This is a genomic window from Streptomyces sp. Tu 3180 (assembly GCF_009852415.1).
Taxonomy (GTDB): domain Bacteria; phylum Actinomycetota; class Actinomycetes; order Streptomycetales; family Streptomycetaceae; genus Streptomyces.
Genome location: NZ_WOXS01000001.1, coordinates 204,953 through 224,761, shown reverse-complemented (window position 1 = coordinate 224,761; position 19,809 = coordinate 204,953). Strand labels below are relative to the sequence as shown.

General features: G+C 70.6%; 14 protein-coding genes. 7 read left to right on the top strand and 7 right to left on the bottom strand.

Annotation, left to right across the window (positions count from 1 at the left end; genetic code table 11):
* Window positions 1-198 precede the first annotated feature (198 nt).
* The 3 genes from GL259_RS00985 to GL259_RS00975 form a co-directional block, all read right to left on the bottom strand.
* Window positions 199-423 carry a tetratricopeptide repeat protein gene (locus GL259_RS00985; protein ID WP_279578614.1) on the bottom strand — a complete coding sequence of 75 codons (225 nt, stop codon included), beginning with the start codon at window positions 421-423 and terminating at the stop codon, window positions 199-201.
* A gap of 201 nt (window positions 424-624) precedes the next feature.
* Window positions 625-1,962, bottom strand: a complete 1,338-nt coding sequence (locus GL259_RS00980; RefSeq protein WP_159528344.1) for an endonuclease domain-containing protein — start codon at window positions 1,960-1,962, stop codon at window positions 625-627.
* Between the two features lie 278 nt (window positions 1,963-2,240).
* Window positions 2,241-2,954, bottom strand: a complete 714-nt coding sequence (locus GL259_RS00975) for a VOC family protein (protein WP_159528342.1) — start codon at window positions 2,952-2,954, stop codon at window positions 2,241-2,243.
* A 235-nt stretch (window positions 2,955-3,189) separates the two neighbouring features.
* Between GL259_RS00975 and GL259_RS00970 the strand changes: the two genes are divergently transcribed.
* Window positions 3,190-4,809, top strand: coding sequence for an SWIM zinc finger family protein (locus tag GL259_RS00970; RefSeq protein WP_159528426.1), 1,620 nt, complete (start codon window positions 3,190-3,192; stop codon window positions 4,807-4,809).
* A 205-nt stretch (window positions 4,810-5,014) separates the two neighbouring features.
* Here the strand turns inward: GL259_RS00970 and GL259_RS00965 are convergent, their stop codons facing one another.
* The 4 genes from GL259_RS00965 to GL259_RS00950 all read right to left on the bottom strand — a co-directional run bounded on the left by GL259_RS00965 (window position 5,015) and on the right by GL259_RS00950 (window position 11,338).
* The gene (locus GL259_RS00965) at window positions 5,015-6,163 is read right to left on the bottom strand and encodes a cytochrome P450 (protein ID WP_159528424.1); all 1,149 of its coding nucleotides are present in this window, start codon (window positions 6,161-6,163) and stop codon (window positions 5,015-5,017) included.
* Between the two features lie 742 nt (window positions 6,164-6,905).
* On the bottom strand, window positions 6,906-7,463 hold the full coding sequence (locus tag GL259_RS00960; protein WP_159528340.1) for an XRE family transcriptional regulator: 558 nt from the start codon (window positions 7,461-7,463) through the stop codon (window positions 6,906-6,908).
* Window positions 7,464-7,475: 12 nt separating this feature from the next.
* Window positions 7,476-9,722 carry a helix-turn-helix transcriptional regulator gene (locus GL259_RS00955; protein ID WP_159528338.1) on the bottom strand — a complete coding sequence of 749 codons (2,247 nt, stop codon included), beginning with the start codon at window positions 9,720-9,722 and terminating at the stop codon, window positions 7,476-7,478.
* Between the two features lie 170 nt (window positions 9,723-9,892).
* Window positions 9,893-11,338 carry a hypothetical protein gene (locus GL259_RS00950; protein ID WP_159528422.1) on the bottom strand — a complete coding sequence of 482 codons (1,446 nt, stop codon included), beginning with the start codon at window positions 11,336-11,338 and terminating at the stop codon, window positions 9,893-9,895.
* A 729-nt stretch (window positions 11,339-12,067) separates the two neighbouring features.
* Here GL259_RS00950 and GL259_RS00945 point away from each other — a divergent pair.
* From GL259_RS00945 to GL259_RS00920, 6 genes are read left to right on the top strand one after another with little or no spacing between them, the layout of a single operon-like run.
* Complete coding sequence (locus GL259_RS00945; protein ID WP_159528336.1) at window positions 12,068-13,012, top strand: conjugal transfer protein; 945 nt, start codon at window positions 12,068-12,070, stop codon at window positions 13,010-13,012.
* Window positions 13,009-13,350 (top strand): hypothetical protein, encoded by a 342-nt coding sequence (locus GL259_RS00940; RefSeq protein ID WP_166461400.1) that lies wholly within the window; start codon window positions 13,009-13,011, stop codon window positions 13,348-13,350. Before GL259_RS00945 ends, GL259_RS00940 begins: the two co-directional genes overlap by 4 nt.
* Window positions 13,347-13,943, top strand: a complete 597-nt coding sequence (locus tag GL259_RS00935) for a hypothetical protein (RefSeq protein ID WP_159528334.1) — start codon at window positions 13,347-13,349, stop codon at window positions 13,941-13,943. Before GL259_RS00940 ends, GL259_RS00935 begins: the two co-directional genes overlap by 4 nt.
* Complete coding sequence (locus GL259_RS00930) at window positions 13,940-16,618, top strand: ATP-binding protein (RefSeq protein WP_159528332.1); 2,679 nt, start codon at window positions 13,940-13,942, stop codon at window positions 16,616-16,618. Before GL259_RS00935 ends, GL259_RS00930 begins: the two co-directional genes overlap by 4 nt.
* A complete protein-coding gene (locus tag GL259_RS00925; RefSeq protein ID WP_159528330.1) occupies window positions 16,615-16,980 on the top strand; it encodes a hypothetical protein in 366 nt (121 codons plus the stop codon). Before GL259_RS00930 ends, GL259_RS00925 begins: the two co-directional genes overlap by 4 nt.
* The gene (locus GL259_RS00920; RefSeq protein WP_159528328.1) at window positions 16,980-19,775 is read left to right on the top strand and encodes a hypothetical protein; all 2,796 of its coding nucleotides are present in this window, start codon (window positions 16,980-16,982) and stop codon (window positions 19,773-19,775) included. Before GL259_RS00925 ends, GL259_RS00920 begins: the two co-directional genes overlap by 1 nt.
* The last annotated feature ends 34 nt before the right edge of the window (window positions 19,776-19,809 follow it).

Sequence of the window (19,809 nt, the reverse complement as noted above, 5' to 3'; positions counted from 1 at the left end):
TTACCACGCCCCTCGAGCCTCCCCGGCCCGGGGGGCGCGGCCGTTGGGGTGTAACAGAACCGGGCCGCTGACGTTCCGAGTTGGCGGATTTTCCGTCGGGCGCGCTACGACCCGAACCAGCTCACGTCAATCGTCCAAGCCGTCCCCACCCTGGAGCAGCACTGCTGAAGAATCTCAGTGACGGGAAGCACCGTTGGCTCAGTCGGTGATGGTTCTGTGCCAGGGACGGCGATTCATTGGCCGGTGTGCTGTGCGCGAGCCGGCCAGCGCCTCCTCCAGGCCTTGACGGCTGTGCAGGGTGTCAGGGTGGTCGATCCCCAGGATACGGGCGCGGATGGCGAGGTTTTGCCGGTGGTGGTCGACTGCGTGCGCGTGCTGGCCCGGGTCCGCCAGGTCGATGGCCAAGCTGTGTCGGCTGCCCAGGGTGTTCGGGTGATCGGGGCTCAGGACGCGGAGACTCGGCGGTGGCCCGGGAGGCGTCCGCCACCCCGTAGGACAGGGCCAGCAAACGCAAGGGGCACAGTTCCAGCCTGTCGGTCACATCCGCTGGAGTGGTGTACCGATGGCCACTGGGTGATTTCGTCATTATCCGGCCGGCGTGGTGTCGGACCTGTCGTTGTCGGCTCAGAAAAGCGCCTGGCCTTCGCTGCTGGTGTCCGCGATGACTGGCCGGATTTGGGTGGGGAGGTCGTCCAGGCGGTCGGGTCCGGCCTCGGCCGCCACGGCAGGGGCGGTCTCGGTCAGCCAGGTGCGAAACTGCTCGGCTGCTTCGCGGTAGGAGACGTGCGCCAGGACACGGTGTTCGCCGGAGGGGCACAGGTCGACGGCGACGGTGAACTGGCAGGAGCCGGGCGCATGGTGGCTGCCGGTCCAGGACACGCGCAGCGCACCGCAGGGTTTGCGTCCGCGGGAGCTCCTGGGGTCGCGGTGGGTGGGGCGCAGGGAGCGGCAGGCTATGTGGGCGGTCCATGCGGCGAGGTGGGGTAGGGGCAGGGTGGTGCGGGCGCGGCAGCCGGGGCAGCGGTGCCAGTGGCGGAGCCATTGGGCGGTGTGGGTGTGAAAGAGGCGCCTGTAGTGGTCGCCCACGCGGATGTGGTTGCTGTAGAGGTGGTCGGGTCGTTCTTGTGTGTTGCAGGAGTGGCAGACGGGGGCGCGGACGTAGCCATGTTCGTGGCAGTGGTCGAGTACGGCGGCGGGTGCGGAGCGGCAGACGGCGCACGCCCACCCGGCCACCTTGCGGGAGATGCCGGGTTTCCTGCTGAGTACCGAGTACAGGTGGCCTTTGAGTTCCTCGTTGTACGGGCGCAGTGGGACGGCCGGATGGTTGGGACTCGTCGCTGGCCGGCCGTCGACGGTTCGGGTCTGCCGATGGCGGGAGGGCGACTCGGCGACGGTTGTGCCTGCCTGGCGGGTTCGCGCGGCTCGCAGCCACCGCGTTTCGGTGTGCTCGGCCATGTCCAGCAGCCTGACCACAGCGCGCGGCAGCCACCACGTCCGCTGCGCTCCGTCGCAGGTCTGCTCCACGAGAATGTGCCGCCAGTCGATCCCCGCCAGATGGTAAAGACGGCCGTCAGCCCGCTCGGGTTCGTTTAGTTCCTGCAGTTCCCGGGCGATGCGCCGGCGCCATCGCAACGGCGTTTCCTCATGGTGTTCCTGCTTCGCCCCGTCACGGAACGGACCGATGCGGACCAGGTCCTGGCGGTCCATCTCCACCGCGTTCAGTTCCGCCGCCGCCCGGCGCACCTCAGTCTCCACAACGCTCCACCGGCCGCTGGCCTTCACCGTCGCCACCACGCAGCCGCCGAGCAGGACGTAGCCCGCCTGAGCTCGGGCAGGGGAGCGGGTGAGCGCCGCAGAAGCCGTCGGCACCGCGCTGTCGGCCGTCAAACCGGCCCACAAAACGTCCGCGGCGCCCAGAGTGATCAGACCGTCCGCACGGCCCGCAGTGACACGCTCTGCCATACCGACAGGCTAACGGCCGACCTCCGCAACACCATCCGCAGCGTCTCCACATCTGTGGCCTCGACGACCACGCGCACAGACCTGCCCTGGCATGAGCAGCCGGGACCAGATCCAAGGCCGCCCTCATACCTTCAGCCGGCCCGCGCGGCTTTTTGGCCGGGGGTGGGCAGCCGCAGGGAGGCCGTCCCGGGCCGGGTACCGCTCTGCGCCTCAGGGCTCGACGGCAGCGACGACCCTCCCGCGGCAACCGCCTGCTTCGGTTCCCGTCGGTTCCGGCTTCACCGGCGTGTGAGCACGCGGAGCTTGTTGCCGTCGGGGTCGGCCAGCAGCACGGCCCCGTCCCCGCCGCGGGCGGGGCCGAGACGCTTCGCCCCGAGGGAGAGCAGGCGCTCGACCTCCGCTTGCTGATCGTCCTCCGGCACGAGGTCGAAGTGCAGGTCCTTGCCGGGGTCCGGCATGAGCGGCGGACCACCCCATGTGATCTTCGTGCCGCCGTTCGGTGACTGGATGGCGGTCTCCTCGTCCTGGTCCCAGACCAGCGGCCAGCCCAGCGCCTGGCTCCAGAAGTAGCCCACGGCCTGCGAACCGTCGCAGGCGAGCGCTCCGATGAGGCCACAGCCGGCGAGGAAGGCATTGCCCGGCTCGATGACGCAGAACTCGTTGCCCTCGGGATCGGCGAGCACCACGTGGGACGCGTCCGGTTCCTGGCCGACGTCGGCGTGCCGCGCGCCGAGGTCGAGCGCCCTGGCCACGGTCTCCCGCTGTTCCTCCGGGGAGGAACTGGTCAGGTCGAAGTGCAGCCGATTCTGGGCGGTCTTCCGCGCCCGGGAGGGACGGAAGCCCAGACGGTAGCCGGCGTCGTTCCCGGACAACAGGGTGACCCCGTCGTCACCCCCGTCGGCTCTCTGCAGGCCCAGGACGCCGGCCCAGAAGTGCGCCAGGCGCTCGGGCTGGTGCGCATCGAAGGAGATTGCGAAGAGTCGGCTGCTCATTGCGCCACGCACCCTCGGTCCGTTGAGTGTCCACTGCCGGCAGGGCGCCATGCCGACGCCGCGAACGAGGAGCCTACGGGCTGGCCAGCCTTGGTTGCAGCCGAGTATTCCACGGCCCCGCGTGCGGACAGCCGGGATCATGAGGCCTCCGGAAGCCGCCGATCCGCGATTGAATACCGGTGTGGCACGGAAAATCGTGGGGTTCGGCGAGGACGATCTGCGGGTGCTCGCGGGGATGCGGTCCTTCGAGCGGGGGCTGGGGTACCTGGACGCGGTGAGCGATCTGGAGGTAAGGGAGCACTCGGTCACCGCCGTGGTGCACGGTACGAACATCTACGAGGTGGAGCTCACCCTCGGCGGGGACGACGGACCTTCGGGGTGGTGCGACTGTCCCTACGGGCAGGAGGGCAACTTCTGCAAGCACTGTGTGGCGGTGGGACTGACCATGCTGCGGCGGGCGAAAACGATCCCGCATCAGCAGATCGCCGCACGAGCACGAGCCTCCGGCCTGGAAGCGTGGCTCACGGCACTGTCCCGGGACGAACTCCTGGCGCTGGTGCGGGAGCAGATCGCCGAGGACCACCGGCTGCGCCGACGCCTGGAACTGCGGGCCGCCGTCGCTCGCTCCGACACCGATACGGTCCGGGACCGGATCCTGGCACTGATTGACCCGCGGCCTTTCGCCCGGTACGAGTACGCCGATGCCTCCAGGTACGCACAGCAGGTGGCAGAGGCGGCAGCCGCGCTGCGCGCCCTGACCACCGACGGTCAGGCGATGCAGGCACTCGGTCTGGCCGAGGAGGCGATCCGAGTGCTGGGAGAGGCGTACGGGGAGATCGACGACTCCGACGGTGTGGTGGGGCAGGCCGCCGCCGCGGTGGCCAAGGCCCATCTGGAAGCGTGCGAAGCCGCGCGCACCGATCCGGAGCACCTGGCCGAGTGGCTGGTCGGCCAGGTGCTCGGCGACAGCAATGACGTGATCGACCTGGACCCGCTCGACTACGCCGAGGTGCTGGGGCCGAGTGGGCTTGCCCGCCTGCGGCAGTTGGCGGCCGAGGCACAGCGGCGCAGGCCGTCCGGCTGGGCGGAGCAGCATCTGATGGAGCGCCTGGTCGAGGCGGAGGGCGACGTCGACGCGCTAGTCGCTCTGTACGCGCAGAACCTCGACCCGTCCGGTGCAACGCATCTGCGCATCGCCGAGGAACTCGATTCGGCGGGCCGTGCGGACGAGGCACTCACGTGGGCGGAGCACGGAATTCGAGACTGCGCCGCCGAGACGTACATCGACGGCCGCCTGGTCGACTACGTGTGCGCCCGTTACTCGGAGGCGGGGCGGCCGGCGGACGTGGTCGGGGTGCGCCGGAACCGCTTCCGTGTCGAACGGTCCCTGGCCGCCTACCGGCAGTTGCGCTCCGCCGCTCAGACGGCGCAGTGCTGGGAGGCCGAGCGTGTGGCCGCGCTGGCTGCCCTGAGAGAGGACGCCCGCCGCGCTCATGGCGGGCGGTATGGCGGACCCGTGCTGATCGATGCGCTGCTTGACGACGGCGATGTGGACACGGCCTGGCGCGAGGCCGCCGGCCTCGCGGACGACCGGCAGTGGGAACATCTTGCCGACCTGTCACGCGAGACGCGTCCGGCCAAGGCGCTCGGGGTCTATCTGAGACTGGTCGAGCGGCTGAAGGAGCCGACCGGCGACCGTGCCTACGAGCACTTGGCCCGGCTGCTGCTGGGTGCCCGTGACTGCCATCGTGCGCTGGGAACGCAAGAGGCGTTCACCGACTACCTCGCCAACCTGCGGGCAGAACTGAAACGCCGGCGCAAGCTGATGAGCATCCTCGACCGATGCGGGCTCTGAGGGGGCGCAGGCCCGCTCACCGCGTACCGGACGACAACTCCCAGATCCAGTGTCTCGTGTGTCCAAGAGCAAGGGGCAAGGCCTGTGCCTCCGGCGGTGGCAGGAACAAGGACCTCGACAATCCTCATGCTTGCTGGTCAGAGGAACTTTCTGTTTTCCTGACCGCCTGCCGGACAGCCCGCTTCATGAAAGCGAGAGGCTCAGTTCAGCGCTCGAGTGTTGCGGCGGGGGCGAGGCTGGTCCAACCGGCAGGTGGAGCCAGGAGTGTACGGACATGGGGCTTGCGGGTGTGCATGCGCACGTGCCCCCGGTGGCCGTTAAGGATGAGGTGGCCAAGGTGTTCGAGTGCTTTGACGGCGAAGCCGTTCGCCGGGCACATGCCGTCGCCTTTACCGAAGGGGAGGTAGGAGCGCCGCTGGTCATCGGTCGGCTGCTCCCAGCGCGAGGGACGAAAGTCCAGTGGTCTGTCCCATACGGTCGCCGACCGGTGGATCGCGTGTGTGCCGATCAGGATGTGCTCGCCCTCGTGGACCCGGGTGCCGGCAACGTCGTGGTCGGCGGCGGCCACCCTGATCAGGCGCCACGCGGTTGGGTACAGGCGCAGCGCCTCCCTGACCAGCCGATGAATCTGTTCCTGCCGCACCGCCGGGGTGTCGTAGCCGTGCTGAATGCCGAGCATCACCACCCACTCGAGAGTCACACCGGCGAAGCCGACCGTGGACAGGACGAGGCGTTGCAACAGTTGTGCGCGATCGCCCGGGGATAGTTCACCGGGCAGGCCGAGTACCAGATCGACCAGGTCCTGTGCGCCACCTTCCCGCGCCGGCAGCCGGCTGAGTTGTTCAGCGAGCCCGGCCCGGACGGCGGGCACCGTACGGTGCGAGCGTCTCAGCACGTGGCCGACGATGTCGTCGGCCACAATGCTCGACGTCACGTAGGCGTCGACGAGCGCGTTGATTTCGGTATGACACTGGTGCGCGATAACGGGGGCGAAGTACCGCCGGACCATTTCGACACCCCAGCGCTGGTGCCGCAGACGGCCGCGGCCGTCACTCACCTCATCGAGGGCGGAGTCGAGGTCGAATGATGCCGCCAGGTCGTGCCGGGCCAGGACCCTGAGTAACTCGCGGGAGGCTTCGCTCCGGGCCGCCTGGGGCAGGGGGTCCGATCCCAGGCGGTAGAACCCGGACTGGGACAGGTAGTTGTCGGCCGAGTCGACCAGAATGTTCCGGGCCGCGTCGGCATCGGCTACAAAGAGGGTTCCAAAGCGGAGCCTGAACGGACCGTCGCGGTCCGCGGACTGCTCCTCCCACCGCCGCAGTTGCGGCCACAGACTCTTCCTGTCCAAGAGCACAGATCGTTCGCCCATCTGCCGGAGGATGGGACGCGCGGCGGCTTGGCCGCGCGTCCCATTCCCTTTACGAAGAGCACGTCAGGCGTTGTGCCCGTACCTGTCGCCGTACTGGTTGCGGCGCGTGCGCGCTTCACCACTGAGCACCCGGAGGCTTTTGATGATCCATGACACGGCGGCTGCCCGACCCTTGCTGGTCGGAGTTGTGCCTGTTACGGCTGCCGAGCGTCAGTCCTGCTGCCCGTAGCCGACGAAGTACCCGTGCCACCGCGCACGCATCTCACCGCTAAGCGTCCGAAGGCTGCTGGTCACCCACGACATCGTCGTCCTCCTTGCCGGTCGGTGCTTTCGGGTTCTACGACCCGATAAGGCATCTCGCCGTCTGCTACCGCTCTCGTCGTGCGTGGCCGATTCACCAGTGAGTCGGCCGACCGCGAGGGCGCCAATTAATCCGTGACGCTACTCCCACTGCAGAACCGGGTGAACTGTCGGAACCGGCCAAAGACAGTAGTGCGACCGGGCGGCACAACCACGCTATGACCCCACCCTCTGCCAACACCCACGGGCCTTCGGCCCGCTATCGCCAGGGGTCGGCGGGCGCGTTCACAACCTCAGGTAAGACATACGTGCTTGATGCGGGTACTCCTCCAGGCTGTAGGTCGGTGACAACCAGCCTGTCGATGCGACAACTATCGTGCTTCGGCTCACCGTATCGGTCCAAGGCTCGCGTGGTGTGCGGTGGCGGCTACAGCTCGAACTCCAGGTGTTCGATATCGGTGAAGCGGACCTCCTCCAGGCTGCCGGCGCGGCGGCCGCCGTCCTGGAAGTACACCTCCTTGAGCGCGTCGGCGGCGATCTGCTGGAGCTGCTGGTCGCCGGCGCCGGCCTGGTGGGCGTCGAAGAGGCGGGCGGCGTGCTGCGGGGGCAGGGCGACGGTCAGGTGGCGGATGCGGGACTCATCCGTCGACCCGATCGGCGCGGTGTAGCCGAGACGGGCGCGGGTGTCGATGACGATGCCACCGGTGGTGGCCGCCCTCGCCCTGGCCTTGGCCCTGATCTGCGGCTGCCAGCGCTTCTTCACCTCGCGCTCCAGGCGCGCGGCAAGGTCGGGACGGGGCTTTTTGATCTGGCCCTTCACGTACCGCTCGACGGTGCGCTGGGAGATCCGCAGCATCTGCGCCACGGCTTTGGTGCCCTTGAGCTGCTTGACCAGATAGCGCATCTGCGCGGGCGCGCTCTTGGGCGCCGGGCGGGTGAACGCCTTCTGCACCGCGGCGTCCAGGCCGTCCCCGAACAGACTCATCGTCGCCCTCTCCTACTCTCCGTTGTCGACGTCGGTGACGGTACCGTCCTTGATGTAGCGGGCGAGGTTGAGCTCCGGAGCGTTGAACCGCTCGCGGACCTCCTCGCCCCACAGGACGGACTGGGTGCCCTCGTGCTTGACCAGACCGGGGTTGACGCCGAGCTTGAAGCCGCCGGGCAGCGGCTTGCCCTGGCGGTAGGGCAGGAAGTCCAGCGGACTGGTGCCGTCGGCCGCGTAGACCACGCAGTCGGACAGGATGGCCACCGGGTACTGGCCGGTGAACGCCGCATGCTTGACGATCTTGCGGTGGAGGTTGATCCGGGTGCGGGAGATGACCGCCGCGCGGATGTCCGGCCGCCAGGTGGGCCGGGACAGCGCCCGCCACGGCTGCCCGGGCCGCCAGCCCTCCCCGCGCGGGCGCTCGCGCAGCTTGCCCAGACCGCCCTTGACCGTCGCCTTGATCGCCGCAGCGACGATCGCCAGCTCGGGATCGCGCTCCTGGTAGCCGTCCATCGCCGCCAGGAAGTCGGCCGGCTCCATGTCGGCGTGGACGCCGAGGTCGGCCATCGTGGCGAGGTAGGCGTCGCGCAGCCGCTGGTACCAGCCGTCCAGGTAGCGGCCGTTGTCGTACCGGACGTACGCCTCGATCGGCCGCACCTCGTAGCCCAGCTCCACCGCGTAGGCGACGGTCGGCGTCGCGTACCAGGCCGGGCCTTCCGGGCGCTCGCCCTTCGGCGTGAACGGGGAGGGCAACAGGCTGCCGTCCAGCTCCACCCACTCCTTGCCGGCCTTCACCCTCGACAGGTCGACGTGGGACAGGTCCACCAGCCACGAGCCGGGCAGCTTCGGGTCGAACACCGGGTTGGTGACGTGAGTGGGCGCGCCGAGGCCGACGATCAGGCCGTTGGCTCCGGCGGCGAAGGCCATGTTCACGTCGATGCCGACCAGGTGTCGCAGGGTGCACTCGGCATCGGTCATCGGCCGCGCCCAGTCGTACGCCTCCTCGAACAGCTTCTCCGCCGGGCCGCGGACGTGGAAGCGCGGCAGGTCCGCCAGAAGCGGGTGCCCGTCGGGGGCCTCGCACGGGGCGCAGTCCACCGGGTCCTTGCCCAGGCTGCCAGGGTTGTGCTCGGAGTGCCTGCGGCCGTCGGCGTCGGGCTCGGAGGCGCGGGTCGGCGGGTGCAGCGCGGTCATCAGCTCCAGGCCGGTGACGGCGGTCGAGCCGCGCGGCGTCATCACGCGGGACGCGTACACCCCGAGCACACGGGCAAGGTCCGCCGGCGGCAGCTGGGCGGCGTTGCCCCAGTGGCGGGCATCGAGCGCGTTCCACGACGGGATGCACAGCTGCACGCAGGCCCGCTCCGAACCGGTCGCGGGCCGGTAGATCCGCGCCCACGGCCCGAAGCCGCGCTTGGTCAGCTTCCAGTCCGCGCGGGCCAGCTGCTTGATGACCTTGTGGCCCTCCGGCAGGCGCCCGGCGAGGCGCTCCTCCTCGGTGAGGGCCACGGGCAGGCCGTAGCGCTCCAGCGCGGCCTCGGTCAGCACCAGCAGCGGGTCGGCGTCCTTGCCCGGCCCGGACAGCTTCGGCTGACCGAGCCTGGCCTCCTTCAGCGTCCACTCCACCAAGGCCGGGAGGGACTTGGCGGGCACGTCCAGGACCAGGCCGCCGGTGCAGTACGCGAGGACCTGGCCGTCGGTGTCGACGTCGACGACCGCGAGCGGCCCGTTCTCGAAGCGCGGGTCGGAGCCGCCCGCCGGGGTGCCGACCGGGACCGCCTTCCGTGCGGCAGGGCGGCGCGACGTCGACGCGCTCCCGGTGGTGCGCGCCGGACGCGGCGCGACCGCCGGAGCAGGAGGAAGGGGGTCAGGGGTGATCTGAGTGTTCCCGGCTGCAGTCGTAGCCGCAGTATCGGGCGCCGGGCCCGGGGGCAGAGTCTGTGCTTCCGCCGGGGCGGGCGCGGCGGTGAAGGTGGCCGGTGTCGTCGGGGCGGCTGACTCCTCCGGTACTGAGGGCGCGGGGTAAAGCTCTGCAAGCTTGTTCAGCAGCCGCGCGTAAGCCTCACGCTCCGGGCCCCGCGGCTCGACTGTCTTTTTGACCGACTCCCAGCCGGACACCGTCGCCCGGCGCACCTTCAGCGCGGTGGCCACTTCGTCCAGCGTCAGGCCGTGCGCCTGGCGCAGCCGCTTGCGCTCCTGCGCCGGCGGCAACGGAGCACGGGACGCCACCAGCGCGTCGACCGCCTCGAACAACTCGGACATGAAACACCTCCTGACCAGCATTCTACCCTTTGAACCGTACGGATAGCGTACTTTCTCCGTGCGGATCGCGTACGAATAGGGCAGCGAGATAGCGGAGAGGCGGTCATCTCAGGCTGAGGGATCGTGTGAACTGTCTGGGTGCGGCCGGTGTCGTGAGCAGAGCGGGCCCATTACGAGGTGCTCACCTGGATGGAGTGGGTCAGTGCGGTGGCACAGGTGGTGCAGCGGCCGTCGCCGTCCGGGTGGGCGCGGCGGGGGGTGGGGCCGGGGCAGGTGCGGCAGGGTGGCCAGCCCAGGCAGGTCGGGCAGAGGTCTTCGCCGGGTGCGGTTCCGGGGACCCCGCAGCCCGCGCACTCGACGAGCGCCCGGTAGGTGAGGGCCTCATTGACGGTGCGGGCGGCCGCCTTGGTCGAGGACCGCTCCGCCCACGACTGCTCGGTGAGCGGCTCAGTCGGCCGGGGCGCACCCGGGTGGCCGGCCACGACGGCGGGGGGCGGGTAGGCCTGAGCGGCGCGCAGCCGGGCGGCGATGATCGCACCGACCGAGGTACGCACCGGGCTGGGCAGGGGCCGGCCGGTGATGACGTGGCGCAGCAGCTCGGCACTCCAGCCGGCTTCCAGCATCACGGTGACCACGCGGCCCTGATCGGTCAGCGCCTTGCCCGTCAGCAGCAGCTCGGGACGGCTCGCTCCGATCTCCAGCAGAAGCCGGATCCCCGGGTGCATCTCGTCGGCCGGCGGAGCGGTCGGCGGGTGTGGCTGGTCCGTCCGTCCGGGGATGCGCGTGGCGGTGTCGTGGGCGCACGGATGGAGGGGTCTGGTGTTCTGCTTGTTGGTCTTCTTACTCATGGTGTTCTTAGTGCCGGGATTAGCCAACACAGGTTCAGCCAATCCTGGAAAACCCGACTCTGGCTGTGAGCTGGGGTTTTGCAGTGCAGGCAGGTCGGTGATGCAGTATGCGGCCGCGCCCAGGGTGCCGTCGGGGTTGCGCAGGCGTTCACGCAGCAGGAAGCCGTACTTCTCCAGCTCCTTGAGGCCGGTAGTAACCGCGTCTATGCCTTCTCTGCCGCGGCGGACCAGCTCGCTGACGGTGATCTGCCAGCCGTCGCGGTGTGTGGAGATGCAGCCGAAGATCCCCTTCGCCTTGTAGGACAGCCGACCGTCGCGGAAGAGACCGTTGGCGATCTGAGTGAACTGATCGGCCGCCATCACCCCGCGCCGGACTCCTCCCGCGAAATCGGTGTCACCGTCGGCGACCGGGGCTGCGAGGGCAGGGGGAACCTCGCCCAGGGCTGCGTCGAGCATGGTGGGCTGGTCGGTGATGGAGTAGACGATCTCGCCGAGTGTGCCGTCTGCGCGGCGTAGGCGTTCTCGGATGAGGTAGCCGCAGTGCTCCAGCTCCTTCAGGGCGACACGGATGGCTTCCTTCCCGTCGGGGCCCACGGCGGCCAGATCGGCGATAGTGACCTGCCAGCCGTCGCGGTGTGTGGAGATGCAGCCGAAGATCCCCTTCGCCTTGTAGGACAGCCGGTGGTCGCGGAAGAGGCGGTTGGCGATCTGGGTGAACTGATCGGCTGCCATCACCCCGCGCCGGACCCCCGCGCCGAAGCGGCTCACCACGCGCCCCCACGCATCCTGACCGCACCGCCGCTGAGGCTTTGCGGCCGGCGTGACGCCGGAGGATGACCAGGGTCGCTGAGTGCAAAGTGGTGGACGAGATCCATGCCATCAGCTCATCGGGCGCCCCCGACCAGACTGCCGACCACCAGCCCCGACCACAGGTCACGATCGGGCAACATGCGCCGTGAGCTGCCGTGGTCGGTCTCATGGTCGGGCCGACCACGGTCCTCACCGCCCCGACCATGCCTCCGACCGTGGCGGTTCCGGTGTCGCGGACAACTGCGCAATCGCGGCTGCGCACCGCAGGGCATCCGATTGCGCAGACCTCTGCGCAATGGGAGTGGGGTCCTGCGCAATCGGCGTGCGCATCCGATTGCGCACAGCGGGATGCGCAAGTCCGCGGTGAGGCTGCGCAACCGGCAGAGTCTGCGCAACCGACCTGCCCGACCGACTCCTGAGAGCACGTCCGACCCGTCGGCGATCTCGCCCTGTGCGCAGCCGTTCGGCTCACCGGCGGCCAGCTCCCCCGCCCGGCGGTGAGCTCGGGCGTGCCCGGTCGCGTCCAGGGCCGTGGTCGGTCTCGTGGTCGGGCCGACCATGAGACCGACCACGGGTTTTGTGTCCTGTTCGTGACCGTGGTCGGGCCTTCATGGTCGGTGGTCTGGTCGGGGTCGGCGGGTTTTCTCGAGGTCAGCACGTACACGTTGATGACCTGGGAGTTTGACCATGTCTCCTGGCAAGCAGGCCACCAAACCCGAGGCGGCTGTGGTGGCCGCGGGCGTCCGGCTGGAGAAGATGAACCGCCGCGTACGCCTGTCGCGCCTGGCCCTGTTCACCGCGATCGCGGCCGGGCCCGTCGCCCTGGGCGTGGCGGTGGTCTCCGACCCGACCACGGTCGCGGCCACTGCGCAGGCCGAGCCCACCACGATGCGCACCACGGCGGCGGCCGCTGCGGCCGACCCGTCCGGCTATGCGCAGCTGTTCCTCGGTGCGTGGCTGCGCAGCAGCGCCAACGACACCGCCACCGCGCAGGCCCGGCTTGCGCAGTCGCTGGCACCGGACGTCGAGCTGCCCGACCCGGCCGCCGATGCGCACGATGCGCACGCGCGGCTGGAGTCGGTGACCGCGGTGCGCAGTGCGCAGCACAAGCCCGGCCGGTGGTGGGTGACGGTGGCTGCGCAGTACGCCGACGCCTCGGTGCGCTACTTCGCCGTCCCGGTGGCCGCCGGCGACGGCGGCGGCTCGTTCACGGTGACCGGCGCGCCCGGCGTGGTGGCCAGCCCAGCCCGAGCCGAGGTGACGCCGTCGCCGTACGGCGTGACCGTGCCCAAGGGCGAGCTGTCGTCCACGGTCGGGGAGTTCCTGGGCGCGTACCTCGCCGGGGCCGGGGAGGTGGAGCGCTACCTCGCCCCGGGCGTGCACCTGCCGGCCGTCTCTCCTGCCCCGTACAGCGCGGTCACCCTCCGGCGGGTCCTCGCCGTCGAGGAGGCCGCGGCGGGGGAGAAGGTGCCGGGCGACGGAACCACGGTCCGCGTCCTGGCGCAGGTGGAGGCCCGGGACGAGGCCGGGCGGTGGCCGCTGGCCTACGAGCTGGAGTTCACGGCCCGCTCGGGCCGGTGGGACGTGGCCGCTCTGGCATCCGGAATCGCTCAGAAGGAGGACCGGTCGTGATGGGGATGCACGGTGTGGTGCTCGCCGGGCAGCTGGACGATCTCGGCGACAGCTGGATCACCATGTTCGAGGACTGGGCGACCAAGGGCCTGCAGGCCGGTCTGGTCGTGCTGGTGGTCGTCATCATGATCCAGAAGTTCAGCCTGAAGGCCGGGATCGGCGCCCTGCTGCTGATGATCATCGCGTTGGGGCTGTACAACTCCCGCGAGGACTTGGCGGACATGTTCGAGGACGAGGTGAAGAACCCCGCCCAGGGCGCTCCCGCCATCCCCGGGCCCGCGCGCGGTGCCGATCCCCTTGCTCGGGAGCACTCCACCGGTGTCGGAGGTGGGCTGTGAGCGCGGCTGCGGGGCGGGTCGGGCGGTTCTACACTGCGGCTCGTCGTCATCCGTGGGTGCTGGGCAAGGTCGCCGACTGGAGGATTCCGCTCGGCCCCTACACCCCGGCACAGATCGCGGTCGCCGTCGGCGGCGGCTTCCTGCTGGTCAAGACGATCCCGCTGTGGTCGTGGATGGGGCCGGTGCCGATCGTGGCGTGGGTGCTGGCCGTGTGGGCGGTGCGCCGTCCGAGGATCGGGGGGCGGGCTCCGCTGCAGGCCGCGCTGGGCTGGGTGCTGCTGGCCTGGCAGCCGCACGGCGGCCGGATCGGCGGGCGCGCCGCCCGGGATCGTGCTGCCCGTGCCCTGCTGGGCGGCTTCACCGTCGAGGGCGCTCCCACCAGCGAGCACGGCGCTGTCCCGTCTTCGTCGTCTGCGGCCGTACCGGATCGGATCAGGCAGCACGCTGTTGTTCGCGAACCGCGCCGGAGCGCGGTGACCCGCACGCCCACGCCGCGACGTCCTGCGGTGCGTGCGCGCCAGGAGCCGGCGGGGCCGGTGTCGGGGGTGCAGCGGCTGCTCGCGCTCGCCGAGCAGGGCGGGGGTGCGCGGTGAGGGTGCCGATTCGTCACATCGCCGGGCACCTGGTGTGGTCCACGCACGGCAGTGTGTGGGCGGTCTACCGGCTGCACCCGGGCCCGGATGAGCAGGGGCGGCGTGAGGAGACGGTGCAGGGCACCTATGTGCCGGCCGCGGTCCGCGACGAACAGCTCGCCAGGATCACGCATCTGGTGCGTTCGCTGTCCGGGGCGCCGCGTCTGTTCGGGCTGTGCGCGCAGGTCGATGCCGGGGAGATCGCCCTGCGCATGATCGAGGGCGTCGAGCCGGCCGGGCCGGCGGCGGGCGGAAAGCCGCATCCGTGGGTGGAGAACGTCGAGGCCACCCTGGATCTGCTGGAGGGGCAGGAGATGCACCGCCGCACGCTGTGGCTGGCGGTGCCGCTGCAGAACGAGGCCGCGGGTGGCCAGCTGGCTGCCTCACTGGGAGCGATGTGGGCGGACGTCGCACCCATGCTGGGCATGCGGGCCGCTCCCGTGGCCCGGCGCGAGGTGAGCGCCTACCGCGAGCAGGCCTCGCGGGTGGAGGCCGCGCTCGCCGGCAGTGTCGCCTTCCGCCCGGCCCGCCCGGCGGAGATCGTGTGGATGGTTCAGCACGCCCTGCACCGCGGCATGCCCGAGCCGCTGCTGGCCGAAGCCGAGACGAGCAGCCTGTACGGCGGGCAGGTCCGCGCCGGTGTGCTGCACTCCCCCAGCTACGCCGACCTCGGTCAGGTCCGCCTGCAAGAGGGCGGCGTCGATCCCGAACTCGACGACGCCGACGAGCTGAATGGCGCAGGTCAGCTGACGCGCTCGGGCGGCAAGGCGTGGTGGCGGGTCAAGGCGTCCTCCCCTTTGCGCAGGCGGTGGCTGCAGGTGGAGTCCGATGCCGGGGTGGGCTATCAGGCGCAGTTGGTGCTGGCCGAGTGCCCTCCCGCTATCGGTCAGGACGCCGCCGATCTGTTCGCCCAGCTCGAGGCTTTGGACTTTCCCGTCGACTACACCATCGACCTCACCCTGGTGCCGGCGGAGAAGGCCCGCGAGCAGGTGCGGCGCAAGAAGAACGAACTGATCGACCAGGCCGACCAGTACGACGCCCGCCCCACCGGCATGCCCGCCTCGCTGACGGAGGCCGCCCGTGATCTGGGCGAGCTGGACGCCCGCCTGTCCCGCACCAGCGTGGAGGTCGAGGTCCAGTCAGTGACGGTGCTGTCGGTGTGGGGGCCGACCGCCGCGATCTGCGACGCCCGCGCCCGAGCGCTGGTCGCGCTGCTGGGCGGCGCCGACTACCGGGCGGTGCGCCCGGCCGGCCTGCAGGAGGCCTTGTTCATGCTCGGTCTGCCGGGCACGGTGCGGCCCGGGGTGGTGCGCGAGTTCACCCAGCACCAGGTCTCCGAGGACTGGGCGTTGGGCGGCGCCTTCACCACCACGGAGGTCGGCGATCCCAACGGCATGTTTCTCGGTCTCGACCTGGACTGCGGCACGACCCGCCCGGTGATGATCAATGTGGCGGATGCGCCGAAGCAGGACGCCTCGGCCTCCATGGGCATCGTCGGCGACCTGGGCGCCGGTAAGAGCGTGCTGGAGAAGCTGATCGCCGAAGCGGTGTGGGCCCGGGGCGGGGTCGCGATCTGCATCGACCGCACCCCGGTGCGCGAGTGGGCCACCTTCGCACGCACCGCCGCTGCGGGCCGCTGCCAGATCATCGACGCCGCCCAGGCGGAGGTGTCCATCGACCCGCTGCGGATGTTCGACGGGCCGGAGGGACGTCACTACGCCCTGTCCTACCTCACCTTGCAGCTGGGCATCGGGCCGATGTCCACCAGTGGTGAGGTACTGCACCACGCCGTGGAGCAGGCCGCCGCCAGTGAGCAGCCGTCGATGCACCGCGTGCTGGAAGTCCTGCAGGAGATGGCGACGCGGGAGGCGGGTAAGCGGCAGGACGCGGCCGCGACTCTGGCCGGTCTCATCAAGGTGGTGGCCAGCAATCCGCTGGCGGCGATGGTGTTCGATCCGGCGCTGCCGCCGGTGCGGCTGGATGCCTCTGGTGCCTCCGACATGATCGTGATCACGACCACGGGGCTGAAGCTGCCGCCGAAGGCCGCGTTCGACAAGCCGGAGGTGCTGCACCAGCAGCCGCTGGAGGCGCTGATCGGCCGCGCGGTGCTCTACCTGATCGCGGCGATCGCCCGGCAGACCGCGTTCGAGGACCCGGAGCGGTTCACCGCGGTGGTGCTGGACGAGCTGTACTGGCTCACTTCGTCGGCCGAGGGCACCGCGCTGGTCCACGAGATCCTCCACGACGGCCGCAAGCACGGCGCCGGTCTGATCGCCGGCTCCCACGACGCAGAAGAACTGGGCCCGGACCGCGGGCTGATGGCCTACCGGGCGCTGGCGCGCACCACCGACCGCGAACGCGCCCGGCGCGGGCTCGAGTTCGTCGGCCTGGACGCCGGCGACCCGGAGTTGCTGCGGCTGGTGACCACCGGCCTGTCCCCGGTCGGCCAGAAGGGCCGGGAGGGCGAGTTCCTGCTGACCTGCCCGCGGCAGAACACCGGCCGGGTCAAGGCCGTCATCCCCCGCATCCCACGCATCGCCACGTCCATCACCACCACACCGGGACACCGCACCACCGCTCCCGCGCCGCTTGCCAGTGCCACCACTGGTGATCGTCCAGAGGAACCCACCGCATGAGCTCCTTCTCTCCCAGCCGCTCCCGGCGCACCGCCACCGCGAGCGTCCTCACCGTCATCGTTGTGGCCGCCGGTGCGCTCGTCCTGGTGCTGTCGGTGAGCCTGCCGGAGGCATGGTGGCCGCGCACCGGGCAGGCCTTCGCCACCGAGAACCGTTTCGCCCGGCACGACCCGTGCGGCCCGATCGTGGGCCCGGCCAAGGAGTACTGCAAGCGGGGCTCCACAGTCTCCGCCTCCGCCTCCGCCTCTGCCGGACGCCACGACGTCGCGGGAGCGGTGAGCAGGCTGGTGCCAGCCGGAGCGGGCCTGGCCGCCCTCATGATTTGGCGGGAACGGACCACCGCGCGGCGGGAGCTGGACTGATGGTGCGTCCAGACCGTGGCACCCTCCGCTCGGCCAGTTTCGTCGCGCTGCTCACCGTCGCGTTCATCATGATCAACAGTCATGTCGTCCACGCCGCCGACAGCGATGCCAGCGGCGATCTGCTCGGCCCACTCAATATCGACTCCTCCGAGGGGGTGCCGATCGACGGGTACGAGCTGAACGCCCAGGGCGGCTCCATCGTGGCCTTCAAGACTCAGGCCTTGGCGTTCGCTCTGTCGGGCCTGTTCACGCTGATCCGGCTACTGGTGGGGCTGGCCGGATGGGCGATCGAGGTGGCCTTCCGCTTCCCGCTGCTGAAGATCCTCACCACTCCGGCGCAGAAAGTCTCCGAGGTCTACGACGAGGTGGTCGTCGACACCCTCGGAATCAACGGGCTGCTGCTGGCGTGGGCGTTCGTGTTCACCGGTTTCATGCTGGTGCGCGGCCGTATCGGCCGCGGTGTGGGCGAGATGTTCCTGACCTTGCTGATCGCGGCGTTCGCCGCGTCGGCGTTCGTCCGCCCGGACTACCTCCTCGCAACGGACGGGCCGCTGGGGCAGAGCCGGCAGGTGGGTCTCGAGGTCGCCCAGCAGAGCGTCAACGCCTACGACTGGGGCGGCAAACTCGCCAGCAGCTCCCCGTGCGCCACCGCCACGGGCGCCGCCGAGGCCGACTGCTACCGACGCGAGGCCGCCACGCCGGCCTCTTCCACCGACATCGCCCGACCGCTTCAGGACTCGGTCACCAATGCGCTGATCGTCAAGCCGTACATGCTGCTGCAGTACGGGCGCATCCTCGACCCGGCCAAGACCGCCGACCGCAGGGCGTACGCCGTCCACCTGAAATGGCTCACCGGCGGCTACAAGGCCGGAGACGTCAAAATTTCGGACCGCGGGAAGGACCTCTGCAGCAAGATCCGCGGCCCGGCCAGAAAGTACTGCGAACGCGGCTTCGAGGAAGGCGTCCCCAGCGGTGAGGACATCGCGCGCGACACCGGAACGGACGACGATCTCCCCTCGCTCACGCCTGGCGGCGAGCTGCTGAATTCCTCCAACGCGCTTGTCACCGACGAGGACCGCGAGTTCGACGCCTTCCTGCAGGACATGAAGCGGGCCGGCGACGTCGGCAAGGCGTGCGCCGCCTACGCCGAAAAGCCCACCTGGTGGCGGGTCGGCGGCGCCGGCCTGCTGCTCGTCGCGGCACTGTTCATCTGCGGCATGCTGCTGTCCAGCGCCGTCGTGATGCTCGGCATCCAGGGCATCTGCGTGGCCGCCGCGGCCGCGGGCGGCGTCACCTTCGTCGCTGGCATGTTGCCCGGGCCCGCCCGCCAGTCGGTGTGGAAGTGGCTGTCGCTGTGGGGGATCGCCATCCTCGCCCTGGTCGCCGTCTGCGCGTTCGTGCCGCTGTTCGGGATCGCCGTGGACGCCACCATCACCAACGGCCCCGACCTGATGATCGAGCGGATCCTGCTGATCGACGTGCTGGCCATCGCCGGGGCGGCCGGACACCGCAGGCTTTTGACCGGCGTCACGTCCTTCGGCCGGCGCATGGCGATGCGGATGCGCTACGCCAAGGTGGGAGGTACCCACCTGCCCGGCGACACCTCCGAACTCGGCGCCGCACTGGCCATGAACTCCCCTGCCGCCCTGGGTGGGGGCGGGCTGCGGGCCTTCACCGGCGGCGGCAAAGGCCGGTTCGGGATGCTCGGCACCCGGCAGCGGCTGATGGGCGCCCTCGCCTCCCTGGTCGACGGGGCGGGCATGCCGGTGGACACCGGCCGCGTCCTTTCCGACGCCACCGCCGAGGCCGGACGCGGGCTGGCCCCGCTCACCGCAGCAACGGCAGTCGCAGGCTTCGGTGCACGACTGGGCGGGAAGGGCGCCCACTGGTTGCTGATCGGCCGTCGTCCGGACCGGGAGCAGCTGGCCAAGTGGCAAAAGCCCACCGCCGGCGGTGACGAACCACATGCTGGTGGCCCGTCCGGTCAGGGGCCGGGTGGTCCGGGCGGCGGCGGGCTGGCAGGCCCGGGCGGAGAGCCGCGCAGGGCCGGTGGTCCGCGCGACCGCTACCGCGACGACGACGGCCAGATCATCGACGCCGCCACGGGTGAGGTGCTGCACGACCAGCATGCCGACCGCACCCTGCTGTCCACCCGCGCCCACAACCGGCTGGTCCGCTTCCGCGGCTACCGCATCCTGCACCGCGGCGGCCGAGCCGCCTACGGGGCGACCGTCGGCCTGCCGGCCACTGTCCGCCAGGCCAAGGCAGCCGGCTCGCGCTACTCCAGGGACGCCCGCCAGCAGGTACGGGTGTGGGGCAACACCGTCCGCGAGGACGGCCGGGCCTGGAGCGACACCGCCCGGCAGGTTTCCCGTGCGCTGCGGGAGAACCCCGACGCCCCGGGCGGGCCCGCTTCGTCGGGTGGCCGTCGGCTCCCGGCCGCATCGGCGTCGCCCTCCGGCCGACGACCGAGCCCTCCGCAGCAGACGTCAGGTGTCGGCAGTGCTGCGCGCGTTTCAGGCTCGGCAGCGGGGCGAAGCAGCGCGCTGGCGTCTGCAGCCCAAGGCGGCGCCACGCCGGCGACGTCGCCGAACCGGCTGGCGAGCGGTACCGGCCCGAGCGTGCAGGGGCCGGTGCTTCCCGGCGGTGGCAGCGCACACGGTGATGTCCGCGATCAGGCCCGTGCCCGGATGCAGGAGTTGATGCGCAGGACCGCGCCCGAGGCCGAGCGGCTGCGCCAGGAGCGCAGCCAGCAGCAGTCGTCCGGCGCGTCCGAGGACGGTGAGCAGGAGTGAGGCGAGTCCGGCGCCGTGCGGGGCGGTGGGGGTG

Coding starts and splice junctions, on each gene's coding strand:
- GL259_RS00945 (WP_159528336.1), top strand. CDS start 12,068: ATGTCTCCTGGCAAGCAGGCCACCAAACCCGAGGCGGCTGTGGTGGCC.
- GL259_RS00920 (WP_159528328.1), top strand. CDS start 16,980: ATGGTGCGTCCAGACCGTGGCACCCTCCGCTCGGCCAGTTTCGTCGCG.
- GL259_RS00970 (WP_159528426.1), top strand. CDS start 3,190: ATGCGGTCCTTCGAGCGGGGGCTGGGGTACCTGGACGCGGTGAGCGAT.
- GL259_RS00980 (WP_159528344.1), bottom strand. CDS start 1,962: ATGGCAGAGCGTGTCACTGCGGGCCGTGCGGACGGTCTGATCACTCTG.
- GL259_RS00975 (WP_159528342.1), bottom strand. CDS start 2,954: ATGAGCAGCCGACTCTTCGCAATCTCCTTCGATGCGCACCAGCCCGAG.
- GL259_RS00925 (WP_159528330.1), top strand. CDS start 16,615: ATGAGCTCCTTCTCTCCCAGCCGCTCCCGGCGCACCGCCACCGCGAGC.
- GL259_RS00955 (WP_159528338.1), bottom strand. CDS start 9,722: ATGTCCGAGTTGTTCGAGGCGGTCGACGCGCTGGTGGCGTCCCGTGCT.
- GL259_RS00960 (WP_159528340.1), bottom strand. CDS start 7,463: ATGAGTCTGTTCGGGGACGGCCTGGACGCCGCGGTGCAGAAGGCGTTC.